General features: G+C 72.2%; 19 protein-coding genes. 7 read left to right on the top strand and 12 right to left on the bottom strand.

The genetic code is table 11. From position 1 onward, the window contains the following. Positions 1 to 15: 15 nt before the first annotated feature. Positions 16 to 1,170: an amidohydrolase family protein gene (locus C4V41_RS33040; protein WP_103959873.1), complete on the bottom strand. Its 1,155-nt coding sequence runs from the start codon at positions 1,168 to 1,170 to the stop codon at positions 16 to 18. A gap of 159 nt (positions 1,171 to 1,329) precedes the next feature. After that, a complete protein-coding gene (locus C4V41_RS33035; RefSeq protein WP_235030511.1) occupies positions 1,330 to 4,725 on the bottom strand; it encodes a phosphodiester glycosidase family protein in 3,396 nt (1,131 codons plus the stop codon). A gap of 104 nt (positions 4,726 to 4,829) precedes the next feature. Here C4V41_RS33035 and C4V41_RS63270 point away from each other — a divergent pair, with 104 nt between their 5' ends. Both C4V41_RS63270 and C4V41_RS63265 read left to right on the top strand, forming a co-directional pair. After that, the gene (locus tag C4V41_RS63270; protein ID WP_200824389.1) at positions 4,830 to 5,192 is read left to right on the top strand and encodes a hypothetical protein; all 363 of its coding nucleotides are present in this window, start codon (positions 4,830 to 4,832) and stop codon (positions 5,190 to 5,192) included. Further along, entirely contained in the window at positions 5,123 to 5,392 is a 270-nt protein-coding gene (locus C4V41_RS63265; RefSeq protein WP_200824388.1) for a cytochrome P450, read from the top strand. Before C4V41_RS63270 ends, C4V41_RS63265 begins: the two co-directional genes overlap by 70 nt. Here C4V41_RS63265 and C4V41_RS33025 read toward each other — a convergent pair. From C4V41_RS33025 to C4V41_RS33005, 5 genes are all read right to left on the bottom strand, one after another. Continuing rightward, entirely contained in the window at positions 5,312 to 7,426 is a 2,115-nt protein-coding gene (locus C4V41_RS33025) for an alkaline phosphatase family protein (protein WP_146103881.1), read from the bottom strand. The two genes, C4V41_RS63265 and C4V41_RS33025, sit on opposite strands and share 81 nt — an antisense overlap. A 63-nt stretch (positions 7,427 to 7,489) precedes the next feature. After that, positions 7,490 to 9,742: a hypothetical protein gene (locus C4V41_RS33020; RefSeq protein WP_103959870.1), complete on the bottom strand. Its 2,253-nt coding sequence runs from the start codon at positions 9,740 to 9,742 to the stop codon at positions 7,490 to 7,492. A gap of 48 nt (positions 9,743 to 9,790) precedes the next feature. Then, positions 9,791 to 10,636 carry a sugar ABC transporter permease gene (locus C4V41_RS33015; RefSeq protein ID WP_235030510.1) on the bottom strand — a complete coding sequence of 282 codons (846 nt, stop codon included), beginning with the start codon at positions 10,634 to 10,636 and terminating at the stop codon, positions 9,791 to 9,793. Continuing rightward, entirely contained in the window at positions 10,633 to 11,622 is a 990-nt protein-coding gene (locus C4V41_RS33010; protein ID WP_103959868.1) for a carbohydrate ABC transporter permease, read from the bottom strand. Before C4V41_RS33010 ends, C4V41_RS33015 begins: the two co-directional genes overlap by 4 nt. A gap of 3 nt (positions 11,623 to 11,625) precedes the next feature. Then, positions 11,626 to 12,915, bottom strand: a complete 1,290-nt coding sequence (locus C4V41_RS33005; RefSeq protein WP_103959867.1) for an extracellular solute-binding protein — start codon at positions 12,913 to 12,915, stop codon at positions 11,626 to 11,628. 308 nt (positions 12,916 to 13,223) lie between these two features. On the opposite strand from C4V41_RS33005, the gene pulA reads away from it, so the two are divergent. Together pulA and C4V41_RS32995 are read left to right on the top strand one after the other, a co-directional pair. After that, positions 13,224 to 15,791 (top strand): pullulanase-type alpha-1,6-glucosidase, encoded by a 2,568-nt coding sequence (gene pulA, locus C4V41_RS33000; protein WP_103959866.1) that lies wholly within the window; start codon positions 13,224 to 13,226, stop codon positions 15,789 to 15,791. 96 nt (positions 15,792 to 15,887) lie between these two features. Beyond that, on the top strand, positions 15,888 to 16,547 hold the full coding sequence (locus tag C4V41_RS32995; protein ID WP_235030509.1) for a hypothetical protein: 660 nt from the start codon (positions 15,888 to 15,890) through the stop codon (positions 16,545 to 16,547). Here the strand turns inward: C4V41_RS32995 and C4V41_RS32990 are convergent. From C4V41_RS32990 to C4V41_RS32975, 4 genes are read right to left on the bottom strand one after another with little or no spacing between them, the layout of a single operon-like run. Then, the gene (locus C4V41_RS32990) at positions 16,538 to 17,713 is read right to left on the bottom strand and encodes a DegT/DnrJ/EryC1/StrS family aminotransferase (protein ID WP_103959865.1); all 1,176 of its coding nucleotides are present in this window, start codon (positions 17,711 to 17,713) and stop codon (positions 16,538 to 16,540) included. The genes C4V41_RS32995 and C4V41_RS32990 overlap by 10 nt on opposite strands. Then, positions 17,710 to 18,429 carry an amidohydrolase family protein gene (locus C4V41_RS32985; RefSeq protein ID WP_103959864.1) on the bottom strand — a complete coding sequence of 240 codons (720 nt, stop codon included), beginning with the start codon at positions 18,427 to 18,429 and terminating at the stop codon, positions 17,710 to 17,712. The genes C4V41_RS32990 and C4V41_RS32985 overlap by 4 nt, the downstream gene beginning before the upstream one ends. Continuing rightward, on the bottom strand, positions 18,426 to 19,112 hold the full coding sequence (locus C4V41_RS62145) for an amidohydrolase family protein (protein ID WP_160150478.1): 687 nt from the start codon (positions 19,110 to 19,112) through the stop codon (positions 18,426 to 18,428). Before C4V41_RS62145 ends, C4V41_RS32985 begins: the two co-directional genes overlap by 4 nt. Next, the gene (locus C4V41_RS32975; protein ID WP_103959863.1) at positions 19,112 to 21,088 is read right to left on the bottom strand and encodes an outer membrane protein assembly factor BamB family protein; all 1,977 of its coding nucleotides are present in this window, start codon (positions 21,086 to 21,088) and stop codon (positions 19,112 to 19,114) included. The genes C4V41_RS62145 and C4V41_RS32975 overlap by 1 nt, the downstream gene beginning before the upstream one ends. 76 nt (positions 21,089 to 21,164) lie before the next feature. Between C4V41_RS32975 and C4V41_RS32970 the strand changes: the two genes are divergently transcribed. From C4V41_RS32970 to C4V41_RS32960, 3 genes are read left to right on the top strand one after another with little or no spacing between them, the layout of a single operon-like run. Then, positions 21,165 to 21,890: an amidohydrolase family protein gene (locus C4V41_RS32970; RefSeq protein ID WP_200824387.1), complete on the top strand. Its 726-nt coding sequence runs from the start codon at positions 21,165 to 21,167 to the stop codon at positions 21,888 to 21,890. Beyond that, complete coding sequence (locus tag C4V41_RS32965; RefSeq protein WP_103959862.1) at positions 21,887 to 22,615, top strand: amidohydrolase family protein; 729 nt, start codon at positions 21,887 to 21,889, stop codon at positions 22,613 to 22,615. The genes C4V41_RS32970 and C4V41_RS32965 overlap by 4 nt, the downstream gene beginning before the upstream one ends. A 43-nt stretch (positions 22,616 to 22,658) precedes the next feature. Beyond that, on the top strand, positions 22,659 to 24,587 hold the full coding sequence (locus C4V41_RS32960; protein WP_103959861.1) for an NHL repeat-containing protein: 1,929 nt from the start codon (positions 22,659 to 22,661) through the stop codon (positions 24,585 to 24,587). Positions 24,588 to 24,641: 54 nt separating this feature from the next. Here C4V41_RS32960 and C4V41_RS32955 read toward each other — a convergent pair whose 3' ends face one another. After that, positions 24,642 to 25,925 (bottom strand): pectate lyase, encoded by a 1,284-nt coding sequence (locus tag C4V41_RS32955; RefSeq protein WP_103959860.1) that lies wholly within the window; start codon positions 25,923 to 25,925, stop codon positions 24,642 to 24,644. Positions 25,926 to 25,970: the final 45 nt, after the last annotated feature.

Raw genomic sequence — 25,970 nt, 5'->3', positions numbered from 1 at the left:
CCGAAGAGCCATTCCTCATCCTCCGGCCGCCAGGCCATAGACGCGGCGCGCGTTCTCGGCGCCCACCATGGACGCCACCCGCACCGCCTGCGCCACGGACCACTCCTCCTCCGCCACGAACCCGCCCAGCACCCGCGCCATCGCCCGCCGCCAGAGCAGCGCCCCGAGGTGGTGCAGCTCGGCCGGCCCGAAGGCGTCCGACGAGAAGAGGATCTTCGCGAACGGCGCCACCTCCAGGCTCTCGGCGACCAGCGACACACTGCGCGCCCCGGTGTAGCCGACGCCCAGCCCCACGTCGAAGTAGACGTTCGGGTACGCCTGCGCGAGAAACCCCGCCTGCCGCTGGTACGGATAGCAGTGCAGCAACAGCAGCGGCACCCCGGTCGGCTCGGCCAGCTCGATCAGCCCGCGCAGCAGCAGCGGATCCGAGCGCCGCAGGTCGAGATCGGGATCACCGATACCGACGTGGAACTGCAGCGGCAGCCCCCGTTCGAGCCCGGTCCAGATCAGGTGACGCAGCAGCACGGGGTCCGACAGCCGCCGCCCGCCCTCGGCCAGCCAGCGCCCGGCGGCCTCGGTCACCTCGTCGCGGGCGGGGCGCGCGGGGTCGAAGTCGAGGCCGTACCGGTAGGCGGCGACGGTCTTGAGTCCGCGCGCCGTCCGCGTCCGCTCCCACAGCGCCCGCGCGAACCGGTCCGCGAAGGCGGACGCCTCGCACCCGCCGGCGGCCACCTGCTCGGCCACGGTCTCCAGGCGCACCACCTCGTCGGCGGGCGCGCCGCTCGCCTCCGCCATCCCGGACGGCCCCAGCAGCTCCTCGGCCCGGTAGCCGGTCTCGATCAGGAAGTGCCCGATCCCGGCGGCGCCGAGCAGCAGCCGGTTGACCTCCTCGGCGCCGAGCCTCGCCCGCCGGGCCAGGTATTCCTCCGGCGTGCAGAAGGGCTCCAGCCCGAGCACGGGCGCGCAGTGGCGCAGGATCGCGAAGCCGAGCTGGGAGTCGAACTGGGTCATCCACTCGGGCACCGGCTGGTCGGACTCGGTGATCAGCTCCTCGAACGCGTTGCGCGACAGGTCGCGAGCGGTCGCGCCGTGCGCGTGATGGTCGACCAGCGGCAGCGCGTCGAGGGCGCGGGCGACCCCGCCGGGCACGAGATCGAGCTCGATGGACATCGGTGCCCCTCCCGGTCGGCTCCACGGCGATCGGCCACCCCGGTCGGGCGGCGCCCCACGATCTCGTACCCCGGGCCCCTTCCCGCGACCCGCCGAACCGAACACGACCCGACAGGAAAGGGCCCCGCGGGACGTCCCGCGGGGCCCTTTCCGTCAAGATCAGCCGGCGGTCCTGGGCATCACCGACACCTGAGCCTGCCGGGTGACGCCGCTGACCGTGACGGAGATCGTCACCTGCCCCCGGAACAGGGCCGTCAGCGTGCCCGTCGCCGGGTCGAAGGCGGCCGCGTGCGAGGGCTTGGCCGTCTCGGGCGTCCCGATGTGCAGGTTCGCCGAGCCCGCCCACGTGACCGACACCGGGTACGCGGCCGGCACCGTCCTGTTCCCCTGCCGCACCACGGCCGTCACCTTGCCCGGCGCGCCCACGGCGACCGAGCCGGGCGCGGTCAGGGTGAGCTCGTCGAGGTGCGGCCGTACCTGCGTGCCGATCCACTGCGGCCCGCCGGTGAACCAGTCGCGCTTCGCCTCCTCGGCCTCGGCGGCGGTCACCGGGTCGACGCCCCACAGCGACCACCCGGTGAACCCGCCGTCGTCGGGCGCGGTGGCGGGGTTCTTGCCGGAGTTGCCGTTGATGAAGTACGGCACCGCGTCCACCCGGTCGGCGTGGAACGTCCCCACGTGCGCCCCGATGTAGGCCGCGCCCTTCCCGGTGGTGCGCTGGAAGTCGGACAGCCACCCTTCCACGAGCGCCGCCTCCTTCCGGTCGCCGAGCTGACTGCCCTTGCCGGGCGTCGGGTCGCGCGGCGGCACGTGGAACAGCACGGTGACCGACCCGATGGCGTCGTCCTTCGCGGCCTTGTCCAGCTCGCTCCGCAGCATGGCCACCTGGTCGTAGCCGCCGCCCCGCAGGTTCAGGCGGGAGGTGTCCAGGGTGACGAAGCGGGTGCCCTTGTGGTCGAAGGTCGTGTACGTGTCCCCGAAGACGGCCCGGAAGTTGTCGATCTTGCCGCCCATGACCTCATGGTTGCCCGGAACGTAGTGATATTTCACCGTTCCACCGAGCTCCTCGTCGAGGATCTTCTTCGCCAGCGCGAAGTCCTCCGGCGACGCCTCGTCCACCAGGTCACCGTTGATCAGCAGGAAGTCGGGCGAAGCCGCCTTGATCTCGCGCAGCGTCCTGCGGGCGTTCTTCACGATGTCGCTGTCGGGGTCCCTGGCCACGAACTGCGCGTCCGACATGACCGCGAACCGCCACGGCATCCGGGACACCTCGGCCTTGACCACCGGGTCGGCCACCTTGGGCGCGGCCGGGGCCGACACCGACGGCGGCACCTTGGCCACCAGCCCGTCGATCATGATCTCGTTGGTGTACTTCACGTCGGCCTTGGTCTCGGCCACGTAGAAGCGCCGCAGCTTGAGCGGGTAGTTGACGCCCGGCGGCACGGCGAACTCGACGAGCTTCCAGCCGGTCCACGTCATGTACGGCCCGCGCAGGATCTGCGACTGCCCGAGCGCGTCGTAGAACTCCAGGCTCGGCCACTCTCCCTTGCCGGTGGAGTGGATCCAGAGCCCGAACGCCTGTGGCTGCCCCGGCACCACGATCTGCTGGGGCGGGCTGGCGTACGCGGCCCGGGTGGCGGTCGAGGTGGTGAAGTCGTACGAGAGCTTGAGCCCGCCCCCGCTCTGCCCGGGCGCCGCCGACAGCGAGCCGGTGGCGCGGGCGGCGGCGAAGGTCCACTTGGCCGCGTCCTCGAAGTCGGCGACCGGCTTGTCCTCGAATCCGACGGTCACGGGCACGGCGGTGGTGATCTCGCCGACCTTGGCGGTGATCAGCCCGGAGCCGGTGGCCTGCTTCGCCTTGACGGTGAAGTAGCCCTGCTCGGTGGCGCTCACCTCGAACAGGTTCTTGTCGTAGTCGAGGCTGAGGTCACCGGGCTCGATGGGCGCGGAGTTGCCGTTGCGGTCGTAGCCGACCACGCCGAACGTGGCCACGCCGCCCGCGCCCGGCATCCCGAGCCGGTCGGCCGTGGCGCCGAGCCGCCGCAGGGGCTGGAGCACGGTCATGTCCAGGGTGCCCTTGGCCATGCCGTTCCAGGCGGTGACGGTGGTCCGGCCGGGGTCGAGGGCGTAGAAGTGGCCGTTGCGGAGCACGCCGTGGGCGGCGGGTTCGGCCCGCCACGACGGGGTGCCGGCGGCGGGGCCGTACGTCTCGTCGTACCCGGCGGCGGTCAGCTTCCTGCTGAGGCCGGGGAAGACGCGCTCGGGACGGCCACCGGCGACGGGCCCGACGCCGGGCGCCTTGGCGGGGTCGCTGGCGGTCTCCAGCCAGAAGCCCTTCAGCTTGCCGCTGCCCTCGGGCGCGTAGAGCGCCAGGCCGTTGGGGACGTGGCGCTCACCGCCGTCGGAGGGGCTGTTCTCCACCTGGACCTCGGCGGCGCCGGGCTCGCGGGCCAGCATGGTGGAGGAGCCGCCGCCGTCGAGGTTGAGCGCGTTGGCGGCGCCGAGGTCGGCCATCATGGCGGCGAGCTCGTTCAGCGTGACGCCGCGGCTGTCGACCTGGCGGCCGTCCACGGTGAGCAGGTACATCTTGCGGCCGTCGGCGGAGAACCCGACGGCGGTACGCGGGTGCGCGGCGGCGTCGGTGGAGTTCTGGACCACGCCGTCCTTGATCAGCACCCAGTTGCCGCCGACGGCGGCCTTCACGGAGCTGCCGTCCGACGGCTTCGGCTGGTACTTCACGTCGATCCGGTCGCCGGGCTTCAGCGCCGACAGCGCGGCGGCGCCGGCGTCCCTGCCGAGCAGGATCGTGGTGCCTGCGGGGATGGGGCCGGTGCCGGGCGTGGTGCGTACCTCGGAGACCACCCCGTTCACCAGGACGGCCTCGGCGACGGACGTGGCGCCCTCGACGGCGCGGGCCCGGTTGTAGGAGCCCCACAGCGGCGTGAACAGGCCCACGCCGCCGCTCCGCACGATCTGGTTGAACTGGGTGAGCGCGATCGGCGACCCGCCCTGCGGGGTGGCGCTGCCCTCGAAGTACATCTTGAGCACGCGCCCGACGCCCTCACCGGTGACGGCGACCGCGTTCTCGTGACCGGTGACCGGCGACTGGATCAGCGTGCCGTCCTGGACGCCGATGCCCTGGGCGGCGCCCGAGTTGTTGATGTCGAAGAAGTCGCCGTTGACGGCCGCGACGGCGCGCGAGCGCTTGGCGGGACCGGACAGCGGCTCGGTCTTGGACACCTCGCCCGAGAACACGTAGTCGGCCTTGGCGCCGCCGAGGTCGGCGGTGACGGCGTCGGCGCGCAGCCAGCCCAGCGCGTCGTAGGTGTCGAACGAGGTCAGCGAGATCCCGGGCGCGACCGGCCGGGTCCTCTTGGCCGTCTCCAGGCGCTGCTGCCCGGCGGTGGCCTTGGCGAGGAGCGTGGAGGGCGCCGGATAGGACGACGCTTCGAGGGCGTCTTCTGCGGGGGGCGCGGGGTCGGCCTGCGCGGGCGCGCTTACGGCCATGGGGCCTAACAGGAGCGCGGCGGCGGCCAGCAATCGGAGGGTCTGCACGACCGAACTCAATCGCTCGTGGATATAACTTTCAAGTCTTCGGAGTGAACTAAAAGATAATTTCACAACTTGCCCGTCCCCGCCGCTGCTTACAGGATGGGCGAGTGGATCGAGAGGCGCTGTACCGCGACCCGTATCCCGTCTACGCCCGGGCGCGCGCCGCACCGGGGCTGACCTTCGTCGACGAGCTGGACGCCTGGCTGGTGGCCCGGCACGCCGACGTGCGCGAGGTGCTGAGCAGGCCGGGCGACTTCTCCTCCCAGGGCGCGCTCCGCCCCGAGCTGATCCCGGCGGCCATCGAGGAGGCGGCCAGGTTCGAGGCGCCGGTCCAGGGCTTCCGCCGCCGGGTCACCCGCCGCTGGAGCTGGCGGGCACCGCGCTGGGCGAGGACGACACGGTGTTCGTGTCGTTCGGCTCGGCCGGGCGGGACGGCGCCGTCTTCGACCGGCCCGACACGTTCGACCTGACGCGGGAGCCGGTCCGTCACCTGTCGTTCGGGCACGGCGTCCACGGCTGCCCGGGCGCGCTGCTGGCCCGCGAGCAGCTCAGGGTCACCCTCGAACTGCTCGTCCGCGACCTGCCCGGCCTACGTCTCGGCGGGCAGGACGTCCGCATGGCGGCCACGCTCATCCACCGGGCTCCCGAGGAGCTCTTCCTCCTCTGGTGAGCGCACGCCCGCGTGCAGCACGAGCGGCACGGCCAGCGCCACCACCATGGACAGCACGGCGGTGCCCGAGTCGTTGACCAGCATGCCGACCACGCCGCTGACCATCGCGCCGATGAGCCCGGCCCGCAACATGGGCGCCCGCGCGAACGCCCTGGGCACCATGCCCGCGCTCACCTGCCCGGGCCGCAGCACCGCGAAGATCAGGAAGGCGAGCCCGGCCAGCACGATCGGCATGAGGTTCGGGGAGAGCATGGTGTGCAGCATGGCGCCGAGCTTGCGCGCGATCATGGGCAGGAAGGTCCCGTCGATCACCTGCCCCACGAACCTGCCGAGGTGCGTCTGCGAGGCCGGGGGCCGCAGGTAGTCGAGCACGGCGATGGCCGACACCGCCACGCCGCCCAGCACGCAGAACCCGGCCAGCTTCAGCACCGACACCCGCTGTCCCGCCACGAGCAGCGCGGTGACGGCGATGCCGGGCACGAACGCGATCACGCCGCCGAAGTCGCTGCCGATGCCCGGCCAGCCCGCCAGCAGCATCGCCACCACGCCGAGCACGGCCACCCCGGCCACCGCCGCCCGCCGGTGACCGGCGCGCACGAGGTGCTCGGCGGCCACGGCGGTGCCCATGAGGACGGAGGTGGCCAGCAGCGCGTACGGGATGTTGGCCAGCCCGTAGTAGCGCCCGCCGACCACGGCCGTGTAGCCCATCAGCGAGTTGAACTGCAGCGTCGTGCCGGTCAGCAGGTCGCCCACGAGCACGGCCGCGTTGACCGCGGCGACGGCCGCGGGCGGCCCGAGCGGGTCGCGCCGCCACGGGCCGCGCAGGGCCACGACGGAGATGAGCGCGGTGCTCGCCAGCACCCCGGCGAGCATCGTCACCACCGGGTACGGGCTGCGGTCCCAGGGCAGCAGGTTGACCACGTACGTCGAGACGGGGATGGAGGCCATCACGACCGCGGCCTTCGCGACCAGGCCGAGCCGCCGGCGGCGGGACAGGAAGAGGTAGGACAGCGAATAGAAGGCGACCGTGAGAATGGCGAACCCGGTGAAGAAGATGCCGGTCATGCCGCGCACGGTGACGCCCGCCATGTCGTCCCTGCGCAGGTCGTCCGGCGTGATGGGGTCGCCGAGCCGCCACGCCAGCCCGATCATGCTCGCGGGCCTTTCGAGGCCGGCGGCGGCCAGGATGGTGGGCGTGACGTCGGGCAGCACGACGAGGTCGTCGCGCCGCGTCGAGTGCGCCCCCACGGACGGGCCGGAGATGCCGGCCGGCTGCTCGGTTCCGGGGCGCTTCCACATCGCCGCCCGCAGGTGCGGGACCGAGCCGTGGTCGCCGACCCCGGCCAGGATGATCTCGGTGCCGGCGGGCAGCCGGTCCAGGGCGGCGCCGACCTGGGCGTCGGCCTGGCGGGCCAGCTCACGGCGGCGTTCGGGCGCGAGGATCTCAGGCTCTGATGGCAGCTTGCCGTCCACCAGGTACGCCTGCGCGAACGCGGGCACGTCCACGGCGATCACCCGGCACTTCGACCAGTCGGCCAGCCCGGCCGGCTCGGCGGCGTAGAGGTCGACCTTGCCCTCCCGGTCGGCCAGCGCCAGCGCCGCGCCCCGCCCGACGGCGGCCGTGCACTGCCCGGCGGCGTGCGCGGCGGCGCCGATCGTCCCGGCGTAGGCGCCGTCACTGGTCTTGAGCAGCTCGGTCACCTGGGGCACGACCGCGCCCTGGCCCTGGACGATCGGCTCGGGCGGGAGCCCGCACCGCTGCCCCACGGCCGACCGCACGCCCGCCGACACGCTCAGCCACCCGTCGTACGGGCAGGTCACGGTGCCGACGGCCTTGACGGACACGGACCCGAGCCCGCTCTGCCCGGCCAGCTCCCACAGGCGTGGCGTGTCCGTCGGATCCACGTCAGCCCAGAGCAGCCCCGGCACCCCGATGAAGGCGACCCGCCCGCTCTCCGCGCTCTCCTCCGCCTGAGCGGGCGTGGCGGGCCAGCACATGGCCCACGCCACCACCATCAGCAGCAGCAACCTCACCGTCAGCCCCCTGTGGACGTGGCGATCGACTCGGAACGCGGGCCACCCTACCGGGCGAGCCGCTCAGGCGGCGGGCTTCACGGCGATCAACCGCGACAGTTCCTCGTGATACGGGCATTCGAGCCAGTAACCGGAGTGCCATCGCGCCTCGGGCAGCGGCTCGCCGGGCCCGGGCGGGAGCGGGTCCCAGCAGAACCGGTCCACCGCGCCCGCGTCCGGCTCGCAGGTGAAGGGATCGACCCGCCGGAACACGGACCCGCCGATGGGGTCGCTCAGCCGGTAGAGGTTGCTCCAGGGCACCGCGTCACGCACGGCCGCCAGCCCGCCGTCGCCGAAGTAGGCGGGGAAGAACGGCGCGTACAGGCGGCGCAGCGGCGACCCGTGGGTGAGCAGCCGGACGCGCCCGCGTATCGCGGGCCTGAGCTGCAGCGCGAGGGCGGCGGCGATGACGCTGCCCTGGCTGTGCCCGGACAGGACGACCTGGTCGCCGCCGGTCCTGGCGAGCGCGCCGACCCTGGACATGAGCTCGGGGACGACCCGCTCGGTGTAGCAGGGCGGCGACAGCGGATGGATGGCCCGGGGCCAGAAGGTGGCGATGTCCCACAGGATCCCGATCGTCCTGCGCAGCCGGGTGTCGCTGTACGTCCTGCGCCCGAGCAGCACCAGCCCGATGACGATCGCCGTCATGGCCCAGCTCCCGGCCGAGGCGAGCAGCCCGGCGATCCCCCCGTCCGGGGTGAGCAGCCGCAGCGCGTAGATCACGGTCACCGCGGCGAACCCCGCCACCCCGATCCCGGTGACCACCGCCAGCAGGAGCCCGGCCCGATCGGTGAGCGAGGCCAGCGCCCACTTCCCGGCGACCACGCCGGCGTCGTCGCGCTGCCCGTAGTAGGCCTTCAGCTCGGGTGCCAGCCGCGCCGCCTCGGCCCGCCGCAGCAGATAGAGCACGACCGCCACGGCGGCCAGCCCGAGCACCAGCAGCGGCACCAGGGCCGCCGTCCACCAGACGGGGTCGTCGAGGAAGAGCTTCCTGCCGAGCGGCGCCGGATGGGCGGCGAGGTGAGCGGGATGGGCGGAGGTGCCGGGCACGCCGAAGAACGTGGCGGTCCAGAACAGCAGACCGAGCGCCAGCACGTTGGCGCTGCCCGCGGCCAGCATCAGGGTGAACCAGGCCGCCACCCCGCCCAGCGCCCGCCGCCCGGAAGGCCGCTCCATCCGGGCCAGCGCACACGTGCCGGCGAGGATGAACACCCCGATCCCGACAGTCAGTACAAATTGGACCGTTCCAAAGCCCACGCCGGGCAGTTGCCGCGTCACCGCGCCCGAGTACGGCAGCCCGGCCAGCGCCGCGCCGACCGTGGCCAGGAACGCCAGCGGCGCGCCCACCCGCAGCGCGTGACAGGCGAACGTGAGCCACGGTGGAGTCCGCCGCCCCGAGTGCGGGTCGAGCCGCCGGGCGATCGACGGCAGCGCCGCCAGCACCACGGCGGCGAGTAGCAGGCCCGCGTTGGCCAGGGTCAGCGCGAGCCCGGCGGGGGTGCCCGCGAACGGCGCCGACACGGCCAGCCCGATGGAGGCGATCGCGTAGGCGACGTGCACGACCCGCAACCGCCAGACGGGCGCCGCCCCGTGCCACAGGCGCGGGCGCGCGAGCAGCGGCCCGACCTCGGGACCGGCCCGCCATTCGCTCGCGGGCGGCACGACCCGTTCGTCCCTGAGCCAGGTGCGCCGCGCGATCCACCACAGCAGCACGACCACCAGCAGCGGCGGGACGGCGGTGACCGCCAGCCGCTTCGACGGCTCGTCGCCCCACAGCGCCCCCAGCCAGTGCACCCACACCGGAGCCGTGTCGTAGGTGCAGGCCCGCCCGGCGGCGGTGCACTGCCAGCCGATGAGATCGACGCTGGCCAGCGTGACGGCACCGACGAGCGTCCCGGTGAGCAGCAGCCCGAACAGCCGCTGCGCCGCCTCGACGGCGTGCCGCAGCCGGGCCCCGCCGGCCGGCCGGGGCAGCATGAAGTAGGACAGGTTGGCCAGCGAGAACGGCAGCAGGAGCAGCCACAGGGCGATCGTGCGTCCGCCGGAGGTGAGGTTGCCCCACGCGTACGCCTCCCGGCGCCGCACGCCCGGCACGTCGGGATGCTCGCCCGTCGGCCGCCCACCGGCCCACCAGCGCCGGTAGAACCCGGTGGTGCCGTCGCCCGCGACGAGCCTCGGATGCGGATGATCGAGGATGCCGGCCGGCGGCGTGCCCGACACTCCGTGCACCCGGAGCTCGGTCACGCCGCCGGTGGTCTGGTCGATGAATCCGTCCACCTCATCAGGATCCCGTACCAGCAATGATTACGCAAAGTGATTAATTGACTACGATTTGGTGGCCCCGGCGGTCAGGCCGGTGATCAGGTGGCGCTGGACCAGCAGGAACACCGCGCCGGCCGGAATCGCGATGAGCACCGCCGAGGCGGTCATCAGCCCCCAGTCGGACCAGTGCTGGCCGATGAACTGCTGCAGGCCCACCCCCAGGGTGCGCTTGTCCTCCTGCGACATGAACACCGTGGCGTAGCCGACCTCGCCCCAGGCGGTCATGAAGCAGTAGAACGCGGTCACCGCGATCCCCGGCCGGGCCAGCGGCAGCACCACCCGCCAGAACACGCCGAACGGGGTCAGCCCGTCGACCATGCCGGCCTGGTCGATCTCCACCGGCACGGTGTCGAAGTAGCTCTTCATCATCCACGCGCAGAACGGCACCGCGATCGTCATGTACGCGATCACCAGCCCCGGGATCTGGTTGAGCAGCCCCAGCCCGGCCATCAGGTTGTAGAGCGGCACGATGAGGATCGCCACCGGGAACATCTGCGTGAGCAGCAGCAGCCACATCACGCTCCGGTGCCCGGGAAAGCGGAACCGGCTGACCGCGTAGCCGGTGGTGGCGGCCAGGAAGACGCCCAGGACCATCGTCAGCCCTGCCGTCAGCACACTGTTGAGCAACCACTGCGGGAACTGCGTGCCGGTCAGCACGCGGGCGTAGTTGTCCAGGGAGGAGTCGTTGAACAGTTGCAGCTCGGCCGACAGCCAGCTGTCGCGCGGCTTGAGCGAGGTGAGCACCAGCCACACCACGGGGAACAGCGAGATCGCCACGGCCAGCAGCAGCCCGCCGTGCAGCCCGATGGAGGCCAGCGGCCCCCGCTCGCCGCGAGGACGCGTCTTCACCACGGGTCTCCTTGACTGCGCAACGTACGCCGGTAGCCGACCGCGAGCACCACCAGCATGGCCAGGATGATCACGCCCCAGGCCGCCGAGCCCGAGTAGTCGCGGATCCCGGTGAACGCCTCGCGGAAGGCGTAGGTGACCAGGATCTCCGTCTCGCTGCCCGGCCCGCCCCTGGTCACCAGGAAGATGATCGGGAACATGTTGAACGTCCAGATCGTGCCGAGCAGGACCACCGTGCTCGACACCTGGCGCAGCCCGGGCAGCGTGATCGCCCTGAACCGCTGCCAGGGGCCCGCCCCGTCCACCTCGGCGGCCTCGTACAGCTCGGCCGGGATCGACTGCAGGCCGCCGAGCAGCGCGACCATCATGAACGGCACGCCGATCCAGACGTTCACCGCGATCACCGCGACCTTCGCCGTGAACGGGTCGTCCAGCCAGCCCACGCCGCTCAGCCCGGCCATCTTGAGGAAGCCGTTGATCACGCCGTAGTCGCTGTTGTAGAGGTAGCGCCAGATGAACGCGGCCACGAACGCGGGCACCGCCCACGGCAGGATCAGCAGCACCCGGTACACCGACCGGAACCGCAACCGCCGGTTGAGCATCACCGCCAGGCCGAGGCCGATGCCGTAGTGCGCGGCGACGCAGGCGACCGTCCACACCACCGTCCAGAGCAGCTTGTCCCAGAACAGGCCGCTGGTCAGGATCCGCACGTAGTTGTCGAAGCCGACGAACTCGTAGGTCGCCGGGATGACGTTCACGCCGATGGTGCGGCCGATGTTGGCCTCCGTCGCGTCCGTCAGCGACAGATAGACGCCGCGCGCCAGCGGCCAGCCGATCAGCACCAGCATCACGACCAGCACCGGCGCGACCATCGCCCACGCGTACCAGTGGGTGGACAGGGAGCGCCGCCACCGGCCCGGCTTCTCACGGCGATGGCCGCGGGCGGAGTCGCCCGCGGCCGTCACCCGTCCGGTCGATACCGCCACCGGTCAGCTCCAGTCCTTCATGATCCCGCGATACTGCTCATCGACCTTCTTGAGCACGTCCGCGGGCGCCGACTCACCGCCGACGAGCGACTGGTAGCCCTCCAGCAGCGGCTGGAACAGCTGCCCGCCCTCGGGGATCCACGGGCGCGGCACCGCCGTGTCCATGATCGGCTGGAAGACGGCCACGTCCGCGTTGCCCTTGACGTCCGGGTTCTCGTACGCGGAGGTCCTGGTGGGCAGCAGGCTGATCTCCTTGGCGATCTTCGCCTGGGCCTCCGGGGTGGTCATGAAGCGCACGAACTCGTACGCCGCCGGGATGTTCTTCGACCCGGCGTAGATCGCCAGGTTCCAGCCGCCCGTGGGCGCCGCGGCCTTGACCGAGCCCGCCGGCACCGGCGCGATGCCCAGGTTCTTCTTGTCCTTGAACTCCTTGCCCTGGTAGATCTCCGACAGCGCCCACGGCCCGTTGTAGATCATGGCCGCCTTGCCCTCCTTGAGGGCGGTCATGGCGTTGGCGTAGCTCTCGGTCGTGGCCGGCTTCGGCGCGGCGCCCGAGGTGATCAGGTCGGAGACCGTCTCGATGGCCTTCACGTTCGCCGGGGAGTTGACCACGATCTTCTTGTTGGCCACGTCGAGCAGGTCGCCGCCCTCGCCGTACATGAAGGGCAGCAGGAAGTAGGAGTCGACGTTGAGCGCCAGCCCGGCGACGCCCGTCTTGGCCTTGACGTCGAGGGCGGCCTGCTTCAGCTCGGGGATCGTCTTGGGCGGCTCCTCGTGCCCGGCCTCCTTCAGCAGCCGCTTGTTGTAGATCAACGCGAGGGTGTCGGTCACCTGGGGCACCGCATAGGTCTTGCCGTTGTACTTCGTGCTGCTCAACGGCCCCGGCAGGAAGTCCTCGGGCTTGTCGACCGCCCGCGACCCGTCCAGCGGCTGCAGATAGCCCAGTGACGCGAACTGCGAGGTCCACGCCACCTCGGATCGGATCACGTCGGGCGCCCCCGAACCGGCCTGGGCCGCCGTCTGGAACTGGTTCTGTGCCTGGTCGGAGGGCACGTTCACATATTTGACCTTGATCTGCGGATATTTCGTCTCGAATTCCTTGATCAACGCCTGGAACGTGGGCCCCTCACTGTCCGGGCGCGTCGTGTCCCACCAGGTCACCTCGCCACTGATCTTCGACGGATCGGAGACCGACGCGGCCGGCGCGGCGGGCTCCCCGCCACCGCCGCCGCAGGCGGAAACCGTCAGGGTGAATGCCGCAACGACCGCTGCGGACGGTAAAAGTCGTCGCATGTCCTGCTCCTCACAGCTCGATCGGAGGTCGGAGTAAGCCGGAGGTTACGCCGACGTGACGCTCACCGGTAGATGGGGACATAAGGTTTCTGCAAGTTGTTACATTGATCCACACGCGCGGCGACCGAGACTCGGAACCTCGCGTTCCCCGATGTTCTCGCAGGTCAAGCCGGAACGCCCTTCATTGTGAACCTCCCGGCGCCCGGCGTCTGCTGGCGCGCCCGCCATGATGCGGTTTAGCGGGTTTCAGAAATCTTTTGTAAGTATTGCAAGCGCCGTCATCCGCATCACCGCCGCCCGGGACGGGAATGACGACGGCTGGGACTGCAGGGGGCGATTCCATCAACCACGCGGATCTGAGCAAGGCCAGGGCCCACTGGATCGATCGGGACACGGTGGCCTGGCAGGTCGAGCCGGAGCATCGGCACTCCCTGGCGCTGGGCGGACTCGACGGCGACCTGGGGGTCATTCGGCTGTCGCCGGGCTCGCTGAGCGAGGAGCAGCGGCGGAAATGGCCGCATCTGGCCGGGTTCCAGGCGCTGAAGGTGGATCCGCGTGACGCCGGTCTCGTCCGTGAGGCGCTGCGCGGCCGGGTCGTGGCCGTCGCGCGGGACTCCGAGGGCACGCCGCTGGCCGCGACGGGCGTGCAGATCCCCGGCGTGCTCGACGACCTCTACGCCAAGGCCGCGACCGCCGCGCTGGGCCCGTCGGGGCGGGTGGTCCCGAGGCTGGCGCTGTGGGCGCCGACCGCGCGGAAGGTGGAGCTGGCGCTGTACGGCGGCCGGGGCCGGACCGTGCGCCGGATGCGGCGCGACGACGAGACCGGTGTCTGGTCGGTGCGCGGGTCGCCGTCGTGGATGGGCCGCGAGTACACATACCTGGTCACCGTCTACTCCCCCGCGGCGGGCGAGATCGTGACGAACGAGGTCACCGACCCCTACAGCCTGGCGGTCACCGCCGACGGGGTGCGCAGCCGGCTGGTCTCCCTCGACGCGGCCGCGCTCAAGCCGCCCGGCTGGGACCGGCTGGTCAAACCGGCGGCCGTGCCGCTGCACCGGGCCTCGATCTACGAGCTGCACGTACGCGACTTCTCCGCCTCCGACGCGAGCGTTCCGGAGGCGCGGCGCGGCACGTACACGGCCTTCCGCTGCGACTCCGCCGGGATGCGGGAGCTGCGCGCCCTGGCCCGCGACGGGCTGACGCACGTGCACCTGCTGCCGGTGTTCGACCTCGCCACCGTCCCCGAGCGCCGGGCCGACAGGACCGAGCCGGAGGGCGGCCTGGCCGCGCTGCCCCCGGACTCCGAGCGGCAGCAGGAGTCCGTGGCGCGCACGGCCGCCACCGACTCCTTCAACTGGGGGTACGACCCGCTGCACTACACGGTGCCCGAGGGCTCCTACGCGACCGAGCCGGACCGGCGGATCGCGGAGTTCCGGGGCATGGTCGCCGGGCTCAACCGGGCCGGGCTGCGCGTGGTGATGGACGTCGTCTACAACCACACCCACTCCACCGGCGTGCTCGACCCGATCGTCCCCGGCTACTACCACCGGCTGCTGGACGACGGCACGGTGGCCACCTCCACCTGCTGCGCCGGCACCGCGCCCGAGCACACGATGATGGGCCGGCTCGTGGTCGACTCGATCGTCACCTGGGCGCGACATTACAAGATCGACGGCTTCCGCTTCGACCTCATGGGCCACCACCCGAAGGCGAACCTGCTCGCCGTCCGCCACGCCCTCGACGCGCTGACCCCGGACAAGGACGGCGTGGACGGGAGGTCGATCATCCTGTACGGCGAGGGCTGGGACTTCGGCGAGGTGGCCGGCGGCGCCAGGTTCGAGCAGGCCACGCAGGCCGGCCTGGCCGGGACCGGCATCGGGACGTTCAATGACCGGCTGCGCGACGCGGTGCGCGGCGGCGGGCCGTTCGACGCCGACCCGCGCGTGCAGGGCTTCGGCTCCGGGCTGGCGGGGGCGCCCAACGGCTCCCCGGCCAACGGCACGCCCGAGCAGCGGCGGGACCGGCTGGCCGGCTACGGCGACCTGATCAGGATCGGGCTGACCGGCAGCCTGCGCGACTACGTGCTGCCGTCGGGCCGCAAGGGCTCGGAGGTGAGCTACAACGGCTCGCCCGCCGGATACGCGGCCGGCCCTGACGACGTGGTGACGTACGTGGACGCGCACGACAACGAGACGCTGTACGACGCGCTGGCGTACAAGCTGCCGCGCGACACCCCGATGGCGGACCGGGTGCGCATGCAGGCGCTGTCGCTGGCCATGGCCGTGCTGGCGCAGGGGGCGGCGTTCGTGCACGCGGGCTCCGAGCGGCTGCGCTCGAAGTCGCTCGACCGCAACTCCTACGACTCCGGCGACTGGTTCAACCGGCTGCTGTGGGACTGCGCGGACGGCAACGGCTTCGGCGCGGGCCTGCCGCCGAAGGCGGGCAACGAGGACAGGTGGCCCTACGCCAGGCCGCTGCTCGCCGACCCCGCGCTCCGGCCGGACTGCGCGGCGATCAACGCCTGCCGGGCCAGGTTCGGCGAGCTGCTGCGGATCAGGGCGTCGTCGCCGGCGTTCGCGCTGGGGTCGGCGGCCGAGATCCGGCGGCGGCTGTCGTTCCCCGCGTCGGCGGAGGGGGTGATCGCCCTGCACGTGGACACGGCGGGCCTGGATCCGCGCTGGACGTCGGTCACGGTGGTGTTCAACGCGACGCCGTCGGCGTGCGCCCAGGCGATGCCGGAATCGGCGGGGACGGTGGCGCTCCATCCCGTCCAGGCGGTCTCGGACGACCCCGTCGTACGGGAGTCGGCGTTCGACCCCGCCACCGGCACGCTGACGGTCCCGGCGCGCACGGTCGCGGTATTCGTGCGGTCTTAAGTGTCTGAGTGTGACCTTTCGGGGTATTTACTGGCGTTGAGCGGCACGACGGCGCAAACTGGATAGACGGCGATCGCGTGGAGCAGTGGAGCACCCGTGGACAATCACCTTGATCACATGCCGGTCCTGTCCCGTGGCAGGCATCGCAACCCCAAACGCGGTGCGTGCTTCATGGAGCTGGCCTCCTATCTGGCCGGGGAACGATGGAGCGATCATCCGGCCTGCACGCATCCGTTGCTGGCCGCGCTCGCCCGCCTGGTCAACGACAACACCGGCGACGAGAGCCGGGCCAAACTCGTCCGGCTGGTCCCGTCCATCATCGGCCTGGCCAGCGATGACCTGCGGGTGGACGCGCGGATAGCGCTGCGCTGCGCCACCATGGCCCTGCCGGTGGCGGCGGCCGAGCGGCAACTGGCGCTGGCGGTGTCGGTGCTGGCCGCCGAGGAGATGCTGGCGCGCCTCGACGGCGCTCCGTCAGGCCGGCTGAGCGAGACGAGCCGGCGGGCGATGGCAGAGGTGCCGCAGGCGGCCGAGCAGGCCAGGCGCTTCAGCCGGGCGGCCCGGATCACGGAGAAGGGCTTCCGCCGGTACGCCGCGCCTAACGCGGTGCAGCTCGCGGTGGTGGGCATCGTGCAGGCGTGCATCAACGACCCGGACGCGCTGCTGTGCCGGCTGCTGGAGGAGTCGATCGACGACTGCTCCGCCCTGATCCACGGCGCGGAGACCCCCGTGGTCACCGCTCCCGTTCACGCCTGACGGCCTTCCGTCAGGACCTTCGCCAGGGCCTCGGCGACGCCGGCGGCGTTCGCGGGGTCGTCCATGAGCATGGGCTGGCGGACCCAGACCACGTCGCCGGCGGCCGCGTCGGCCGCCGGGCAGGGCTCGGCGCGGGCGCCCGCCTCGGTCAGCGCCGGCAGGGTGCCGAGCGGCGGGTAACCGGCGTCGAGCGGTACGCCTTCCGCCGCCATCGCCCGCAGCAGGAACGAGCGGCCGACGGGGGTGCGCAGGCGGAGCATGAGCAAATGCCGCGAGTCGCGCGTGGTGCCCGGCGGCCTCGGCACCACGGTGACCGCGTCGCCCAGGTGCCCGAGTTCGCGTTCGAGTGCGGTGGCGAAGGCGTTCCGCCGGTCGATCTCCGCGTCGAGGCGGTGGTCCAGCCAGGGCAGCAGGAGCGCGGCCTGGATCTCCGTCAGGCGCAGGTTCCAGCCGACGCCCGGGTGGCCGTACCAGGTGCCGCCGCGCAGGCGGCCGACGTTGCAGGCCGACCAGACGGCCTCGTACACGATCTCGTCCCGGCAGACGATCAGGCCGCCCTCCCCCGCCGTCATCGCCTTGCTGGCCTGGAAGCTGTACACCCCGGCGTCGCCGAGCCCGCCGATCGGCCGGTTCCGGTAGGTGGCGCCGTGGGCCTGGGCGGCGTCCTCGATCACGGCCAGGCCGTGCCGGGCGGCGAAAGCGTTCAGCGGGTCCATGTCGGCGGGGCTGCCGGCGAGGTGCACCGGCATGATCGCGGCGGTCCGTCCGGTGACCGCCGCCTCCGTCGTCCGCGCGGACAGGTGCAGGTCGGCCGGGTCGACGTCGGCGATCACGGGGACGGCGCCGGCGAGCAGGACGGCCGTGGCCGAGGCGACGAACGTGTACGCCGGGACGATCACCTCGTCCCCAGGCCCGACGCCCAGGCCGCGCAGGGCGGCGAACAGGCCGAGCGTGGCGTTGCCGACGGCCACGCCGTACGGGACGCCGGAGCGGCGCGCGAACGCCTCGGCCAGCTCCGCGCACACGGACCCGCCCTGCGTGGCGCCCCACCGGCCGCTCTCCAGCACGGCGGTGACGAGCTCCCACTGGGCCTCGTCGATCGGCGGCGGCCACGACGGCCACGGGGCGGTGCGTACGGGGGTGCCGCCGTGCAGGGCGAGGGTCATGGGAGGCGTCCCTTCAGGAGGCGGGCCAGGTTGCCGCCCTGGATGAGGGCCCGGCCGGCGGGGTCGAGCGGGGCGAGGGCGACGCGGCCGAAGCCGACACGCAGGTCGAGGAAGCAGGCGTCGGAGCCGTACACCACGCGGTCGGCCCCCAGCAGGGCGGCGAGCCGGGCGATCCAGCGGCCGGTCATCCTGGAGCCGCAGATCTCCAGGTAGACGTTCGGATGCCCGCTCACCAGCTCGGCCGCCCTGGCGAACCCGTGCGGCCAGAGCCCGGCGTGCCCGAGCAGCAGCGGTACGCCCGGGTGCCGCCCGGCCACGGTGGCGAACCGCGCCGGGTCGCTCCACGGCGAGTCCGTCTGGCCGTGGGCGAGCACCGGCAGGCCGAGCTCCCACACCGGGTCGTAACGGGCGTCGTCGAGACGGCACTCGTGCACGTCCGGATGGATCTTGACCCCCCAGACACCGTCCCGGGTGAGCCGGTTGCGCTGGTGCGGGTTGTACACCTGCCACACCCCGAACCGCCCCGGATGCCGCTCGGCCGCGGCGAACGCCAGCCGGTTGCCCTCCTCCGCGCACGGCCCGACGGCGAGCAGGTGACTGATCCCGATGGCGTCGATCCCGAGCCGGTCCATCGAGGCGACCAGGCCGACGGCCGACGGGTCGGGGATGAGGAAGTCGGGCCAGGGACCCAGGTGACCGTGCGCGTCCAGGATCATCGCGGGCCTCCTTCCGCGAACAGGCTGCCACCCGCCGCGATCAGGTCGATGTCGGCCTCCGGCAGGTCGAGATGGTCGAGCAGGAACCGGGGGCCGCAGTCGTCCAGGACGGGCGCGCCGGTGCCGAACACCAGCCGCTCGGCCCCGACGTGCCCGGCCAGCCACTCGACGCCGTGCTGGGTGTTGACGGTGCCGATCTCCAGCCACAGATCGGGGAGCTCGGCCATGAGCTCACCGATCGCGCGCAGCCGCCGGTAGCCGGGGTTGAGCAGCAGGACGCGCAGTCCGGGCAGCCGCCCGGCGAGGGCGATCAGCTCCGCCGGGGAGGTCTCGTCGAGTTCGATGGCCACGGTGGTGCCCAGGGCGGCCAGCCGGCGCAGGGAGGTAGGCCCTGTCAGGTCGAAGCGGTGCCGGGCCGGGCAGAGCCGCACCATGGGCACGTCCCAGTCCGGCACCGGCTCGAACGGCTCCGGCAGCAGCACCGGCACCGGCCGCAGCCGGGGGTCGCCGACGTCGAACAGGGCCTCGTTCCCGGCGCGGACGTCGGAATAGAGGCTGAGGGTGTGGGTCACGAGAGCCTGGTGGACGCCCAGCCGGTCCATCTCCGGCCGCGGGTCGCGCGGCAGGTCGTCGAAGGGCACGGGGCCGATGAGCCGGTGGGCGTCCAGCACGAAGTCCGGCATCAGCTCTGGGTGATGGTCAGGAGCGGGCAGCGCGGGTCGAGGTCGATCCTGGCCAGGTGCCGGCCGCTCAGCGCCCACGCGCGCCAGGAGCCGGGCTCGAAGTGGAGCTGCGGGTTGGTGTACCAGTCGTCGCCCAGGCCGGTGGCCAGGTGCCGGGTCTCGGCGCCCAGCTCGTAGGCGTTGCCGCCGCCGAAGAACGTACTGGCGAACACCTTGCCGCGGTGCACGGTCAGCTCGCCGTACCCGGACAGGGTGCCCTGGTGCTTGACGGTCCTGGTGGCCAGGTCGAGGGCGATCCAGGCGCCGGAATCGCGCTTGTAGACGCCGTACAGCAGGCCGTCGTGGACCTTGATGTCCTGGAATGTGCGCATGTTCGGCACCGGGTCGGCCTGCCACCGGACCTTGCGGGTCCTGAGGTCGAAGGCGGCGACGGAGGCCGTGGTCTTGACCGGGGTGACACCGCCGCCGCCGAGCACGTCGCCGCCCAGGTAGACGACGCCCCTGCGGGAGTCGAGCGAGAGGCTCATCAGGCTCTGGCCGGGGATGACGCCGAGGTAGGAGTCGACCCGGCCGGTGCGGGGGTCGATGACGGACAGGGCGCCTTCGAGTCTGCCGCCGAGCGGGGCGGAGGCGACCAGCAGTTTGTCGGTGACGGGGTCGTACTCGATGTCCCACGGGCGCTGCTGGTCGTGACCCAGGTGGGCCACGCCACGCACCCGGTCGGTGCGCAGGTCGATGGAGATGATCTGCCCGCTGGGGTAGATGGCGGCGTAGATCTTGTCGCCGCGCCGCACCAGGTCCTTGGGCTCGCCGGGGACGCGGAACCTGCGCTGCTTCCCGGTGCGCAGGTCACGCACGTCCATGAAGAAGTGGCCGCCGACGTAGACGGCGCGGCCGGGCACCAGCAGCATGCTCTGCGGGCGCTCGGGGCCGCTCGGCAGGCCGGCCTCGATCAGGTCGGTGAAGTCCGGGACACCGGTACGCAGGTCCAGCGACCACATGCCGCCGCTGCCGGAGAAGCCCACCAGGGTGTGGTCGTCCACGAGGGCGAGCCGCCGGGTCTCGTCGTCCTGCGACGGCGGGTCGGCGACCTTGGTGATCGCGCCGTCGCCGGTGCGGTAGCGGTGGACGGCGCCATCGGGGCGCGAGGTGCCGTAGACGGTGCCGTCGGGGGCCACGGTGAGGGCGTCGAGGCTGCCCGAGCCGAGGGCGACGCGCCTGATGTCGGTGCCGTCCTTGCGCACGTCGATCAGCGTGGGCCCGCTCACCGCGAGCACGCGGTCGCCGTGGTCGGCGACGACGCCGATGCCGGCCGTGCCCTGGGCCAGCTCCTTGACGGCGCCGGTCGCGCGGTCGATCGCGACGAGCCTGCCCTTGTCGAGCAGGCCGGCGTAGACGTTCACGGCGTCGGCGGCGACCGCCCTGACGTAGCGCTCCCCGGCGGCCAGCACGCCGAAGTCGCGGATCGCGCCGGTGGCGGGGACGTACTCCTTGACGCGGCCGTCGGGGTAGGTGCCCGCGTAGAGGGTGCCGTCGGGCGCGGCGGCCAGGCTCCAGACGAAGCCGCCGTTCCTGCCCAGCGTGGCCAGGTGCGCGACCTCGCCGGTGGCCGGGTCGAAGCTGTAGAGGTCGGGTACGGGGTAGGTGCCGACGTACACCTTGCCGCCGGACACGGCGGTGGCCCAGCCGCCCTCGGGTTCGCCGGTCGCCGGGGCGTCGGGCAGGCGGACGCTCCTGACGACTTTCCGGGTGGCCAGGTCGATCTCGGCCAGCACGGGCGGTTTCTGGCCGCGCGCGACCACGTACGCCCTGCCCTCGTGGACGGCGGCTCCCACGATGGCTCCGGTGACCGACGCGGGACCGAACGTCTCCACGCGGGGCCGGTCACATGTGCGGGGCGTCGCCTCAGCGGGGACCGCCGTCAGCGACAGGGTCACGGCGAGAGCGGCTAAAACGGCGAGGGACCTGCGCGGCACGGCCGCACCTCCTTGTTGCCCAATTTTGGCCCAGACCGTAATCTGCTGAGCGCGATTAGTCAATGGAGGTACGGGTGTGACGGCGTTCGACGCGCGGGAACTGGTCGGCGAGCTCGAAGTGACCCTGGACGTGGACGTGCTGGTCGGCGCGTACCCCGACCGCGACGGCCCACCGGGCACCCCGGAGACCGTCCTGAAGACCTTGGCCTCACACCGGATCCGGGCCGGCGCGGTGGCGTCCCTGCGGGCCGCCCTGTTCGACACGCGGTCGGGAAACGACGAGGTCCTGGCCCTGGGCGACGCCGTCGTGCCGGTCGGGACCGTGGATCTGCGCGATCCCATCGGCGCGGTGCGGGAGATCGACCGGCTGGCGCCGCTGGGCGTCCGGGCGATCCGGCTCTTCCCCGGCGAGCAGGGCGTCGAGGCGGGCTTCCCCTCGGTCCGGCACGTCGCCAGGAGGGCGGCCACGCTCGGGCTGGTGGTGCTGACCGGCGGCGACGTGCGGCGGTTCTGGCAGCCGTTCTCGGGCCTGGACGCCACGGTGGTCTTCCTCGACACGCACTTCTACCACCTCGGCGACTTCCTGGTCGTCGCCGCCGACGAGCCCGGCTTCCACACCTCGACCCGGCTGCTCAACTCCCCCGACGCGCTGGAGACCGTACCGGCGGACCGGCTCCTGTACGGCTCGCGCACCCCCCACTACGAGCCCGTCGTCCCGCTCCTGCGCCTGGCGACCAGCGGTCTGACCCCCCAAGAGATCGCCGCCGTGGCGGGCGGCAACGCGCGGAGGCTGCTCGGATGATCATCGATGTGCACGCCCACTGGGGCCCGTGGTTCTTCACCATGGACGTCGCCGGGGCCAACGTGGCCACCATGGACCGCTTCGGCATCGACCTGTCGATCGTGTCGGCCACCGAGGCGGTGATCTACGACGCCCCGGCGGGCAACCGGGCCCTGGCCGACTGGCTGGCCACGCAGGACCGCCACCTCGGCTACGTCACCGTCAACCCCCGCAGACTGGCCGACGCCGAGCGTGACCTGCGGGAATACCTTCCCACCGGCCGGTTCGCCGGCGTCAAGATCCACACCGACTACACCGGCTCCTCCGCCGCCTCGCCCCAGACGCGTGAGGCGCTGGCCATGGTCGCGGAGGCCGGGCTGCCGGCACTCGTCCACACGTGGGGCACCACGGTGCTGGACCTGGCCCAGACCTGCGCCGACACGCCCGGCCTGCGGGTCATCGCGGGCCACATGGGCGCCGAAGGGTATGCCCACGCCATCGAGGCCGCGAACGCCTGCGACCGCCTCTACCTGGAGCCCTGCTACTCCCACGCCCCGGCCGGTCGCATCGCCCGGGTGGCGGCCCGGGTGGACCGCACGCGCCTGCTGTTCGGCACCGACTCGACCCTCATCGACCCGGCGTCGGCGTTCGGCGCGGTGGCGGCCGCGAACCTGGACGCCGAGACGGCGGAGCTGGTCGCGTGGCGGAACGCGGCCCGGCTCTTCGGTCTGGACATTACGGCCTAGACCGTTATAGCGTGCGGCCAACCTTCCCGAGGAGAGCCCGCGCATGATCCCCCGCCGCCGTTTCCTCCAAGCCGCCGCCGCCTCGGCCGCGGCGGCCACCCTCCCCGCGACTCCCGCCCTGGCCTTGGATCGCGAGCCCGTGGGCACGATCACCGACCTCGGACCGGCGAGCGTCGCCAGCCCGCTGGGCAACGGCGAGTTCGTGGGCGACGTGCTCTACATGGGCTCGCGGGGCCTGGCGCCCAACGTCGTCGGCGCCTGGGACCTGAGCCAGGACAGGGTCACGGCCCACTTCGACATCCCCACCGGGGTGGGCATCTGGGCGATGTGCAAGGTGGGCACCGACGTCTACGCGGGCACCCATTCCCGCTCGGACCTCTACAAGATCGACACCCTGACGGGCACGACCACGAAGGTCGCGGAGTACCCCGACCCCTACATCTGGACCATGGCCTCCTCGCCCGACGGCAAGGTCTACCTGGGGATGTCGCAGCCGGGCCGCGTGGTGGAGTACGACCCCGCCACCGGCACCAGCCGCGACCTGGGCCAACCGGCCCCCGGCGAGGCGTACGTCCGCAGCGTCCAGGCCGACGGCACCCACGTCTACGCCGGGGTCGGCACCAACGCCCACCTCGTCGCGATCGACAGGAAGACCGGCGAGAAGCGGGAGCTGCTGCCCGCCGAGGTGGCCGACCGCGACTGGGTGTCCAGCATGTCGATCAGCGACACCCACGTGGCGGGCGGGATGAACTCGCTGGCCGAGCTGATCGTGCTGGAGAAGGCGAATCCGGCCGCGTACCAGGTCGTCAAGGCCACCGCCCCCGGCGAGAAGTACATCGTCTCGGTGCTGATCCACGACGGCTGGGTCTACTTCGCCGGCCGCCCGACCGGGACGCTCTACCGCTACCGCGTCGCGGACGGCACGTACGAGGTGCTCGGCGTGCCCTACCCCGAGGCGGCCACCGTGCGCATCCTGGAGCACGAGGGGCGCGTCTACGGCCTCCAGGACCCCGGGATCTTCATCTACGACCCGGCCACCGGCACGATCGACTACGTGAGCCACGTCCAGAAGGGCTTCACCGCGGCCCCCGAGGAGCCCATGTCGGTGCACTCCGACGGGAAGATCGTCTACGTCGGCGGCAAGGGCGGCTGCGACCTGCACGACCTGGCCACCGGCAAGGTCACCCGGCTGGCCGTGCCCGGCGAGCCGAAGACCATCATGACCGTCAAGGACACCACGTACCTGGGCGTCTACACCCAGGCCGCCCTCTACTCCCACCGCGCGGGCGACCCCGAGGCGAAGCTGCTGCTGCGCACCGGCCACAACCAGGACCGGCCCAAGGACCTGTGCCACGACAGGCTGACCGGCCTGATCGTCATGTCCACCCAGCCGGAGCCCGGCCACCGGAACGGCGCCCTCGACGTCTACGACCCGAGATCCGGCAGGCTCGACACCTACCGCCCGGTCGTCGAACGCCAGACCGTCTTCTCGCTCACCGCCCTGCTCGGCACCGTCTACCTGGGCACCAGCACCCAGGAAGGACTCGGCGCGCCGCCGGTGACGCCCGCGGCCCGGCTGGCGGCCTTCGACCTGCGCACGCGCAAGGTCACGTGGGAGATCGAGCCGGTGCCCGGCGCGAGCGCCGTCATGAGCCTCAAGCACACGCCCCTGGCCCTGTACGGGCTCACGAACGACGGCGTCCTGTTCGAGTACGACCTGCTCAGGCGCACGGTCACCCGCACGGTCAAGATCTGCGACCGTGGCGGGGACCTGCTGCTGTCCGGGCTCCACGGCTACACGAGCGACGAGGACGCCGTCTACACGATCGACCTGGTCCGGTTCACGGCGAGAAAGCTCGTGGACGGGCTGGCGAGCGACTGGTTCGGCGGCGGCTCCCGCCTCGCCATCGACCCGTCCCGCAGGGCCCTGTACGGCCTCAAGGGCCGCGGCCTCATCCGCATCGCCATCTGAGAAAGGCCGGGCCCCCGCCCTTCGTGAGGACGGGAGCCCGGTCGTGAAGCCCGCCTACCGGTAGGTGATGTCGGACTCCGCATAGCGGCAGTGGGTGCCGTCGGGGCCTGAGCCGATCTTCTCGGGCTCGCTGCCCTTCGGGACGCCCTTGTACCGTTCGCAGATGGTGGCGCTGCCGTACACCGTGATCCGGCTGAAGCGGGCGGTGTCGCCCCAGTTGGAGTTGATCCCGGCCAGGACCTTGGTGGAGCGGGCGGTGACGCCGTCCATGACCACGTGGCGCTGGTAGGAGGAGGAGCAGTTGCCGCAGGCGCGGTAGAGCTTGCCGGAGCTGTGCACCTGGAAGTTCCTGATCGTCACCGTGCCGGCGCCGTTGTGCTGGAACACCTTGTCCGCGCCGGACTTGGCGCCGCCGCCGTCCACCAGGTAGGTGGCCGACGAGCTGGAGCTCTTGAAGGTCGCGGCGTCCTCACCGACGTCGTTCCACCACACGTTGCGGATCGTGCACGACCCCTCGCAGTGGATGCCGTCACCGGCCGGGGCGTCGATGATCACGTTCTGGATCGTGCCGCCGTTGGCCACGGTGAACATCGGGTCCTGGCTCTCGCCCTGGCCGCCGTCGCCGATGCCGTAGTAGCGCTTCATGCCGCCGTCGAAGAACGTCCCGGCGTCGCGGGTCGTCGTCTGGTGCACGCTGCCGGTGTCCGGCGGCCATGCGCCGCTGCCGTCACCGCCACCGCCCGGAGGAGGCGTCGGCGTCGGGGTCGGGGTCGGGTCCGGTGTGCCTCCGCCCGCCGGGCGCAGCGTCCACTGCTTGGTGGCCACAGAGTCGCAGGAGTTCTGCTGGAGCGGGGCGTTGGCGGCGGTGGAGTTGTCCTTGACGTTGAGGCACTTGCCGCCGTTGCCGTTCACCACCCGGTAGCTCGCTCCCGACGCGGTGAGCTGCCAGGTCTGGGAGGCGGCACCGGTGCAGGTCTCCTGCTGGACCGCCTTGCCGGCGCTGGTGGAGGCGTCGCGCACGCCGAGACACTTGCCGCTGTGCCGCGCCTTGATCTGGTGTCCGCCGCCGGAGGCGGTGATCGTGTAGACCTGCCCGGCCGCGCCGGCGCAGGAGGTCTGGACGAGTTGCACGCCGTCGCCGGTGCTCTGCCCCGGTACGGCGGCGCACAGGCCGCTGCCGTCGTTGGCCAGCGCGTAGTCGCCGTTGGACGGGGCGGCCGAGGCAGGGATGGAGGTCGCGGCCACGAACCCGCCGGTCGCCAGGAGGCCGGCGGCCAGCGCGATGGCCACCTTGATGCCTGAGCGCCGCCGTCTTCCCGCCGCTGTCGTTGTCAGCAAGTGCCGAGCTCCCCTCGTGCTGGTAAGCGCTTTCCTCGAATGCGT

It is taken from the genome of Nonomuraea solani (assembly GCF_900108335.1).
GTDB lineage: Bacteria > Actinomycetota > Actinomycetes > Streptosporangiales > Streptosporangiaceae > Nonomuraea > Nonomuraea solani.
This window is presented reverse-complemented; position numbering and strand designations above follow the sequence as displayed.

Bases quoted from the DNA above. Each gene is read 5' to 3' on its own strand.
- C4V41_RS32960 (WP_103959861.1), top strand. From the start codon at position 22,659: ATGATCCCCCGCCGCCGTTTCCTCCAAGCCGCCGCCGCCTCGGCCGCG.
- C4V41_RS62145 (WP_160150478.1), bottom strand. From the start codon at position 19,112: ATGCCGGACTTCGTGCTGGACGCCCACCGGCTCATCGGCCCCGTGCCC.
- C4V41_RS32965 (WP_103959862.1), top strand. From the start codon at position 21,887: ATGATCATCGATGTGCACGCCCACTGGGGCCCGTGGTTCTTCACCATG.
- C4V41_RS32990 (WP_103959865.1), bottom strand. From the start codon at position 17,713: ATGACCCTCGCCCTGCACGGCGGCACCCCCGTACGCACCGCCCCGTGG.
- C4V41_RS33005 (WP_103959867.1), bottom strand. From the start codon at position 12,915: ATGCGACGACTTTTACCGTCCGCAGCGGTCGTTGCGGCATTCACCCTG.
- C4V41_RS32985 (WP_103959864.1), bottom strand. From the start codon at position 18,429: ATGATCCTGGACGCGCACGGTCACCTGGGTCCCTGGCCCGACTTCCTC.
- C4V41_RS33040 (WP_103959873.1), bottom strand. From the start codon at position 1,170: ATGTCCATCGAGCTCGATCTCGTGCCCGGCGGGGTCGCCCGCGCCCTC.
- pulA (WP_103959866.1), top strand. From the start codon at position 13,224: ATGACGACGGCTGGGACTGCAGGGGGCGATTCCATCAACCACGCGGAT.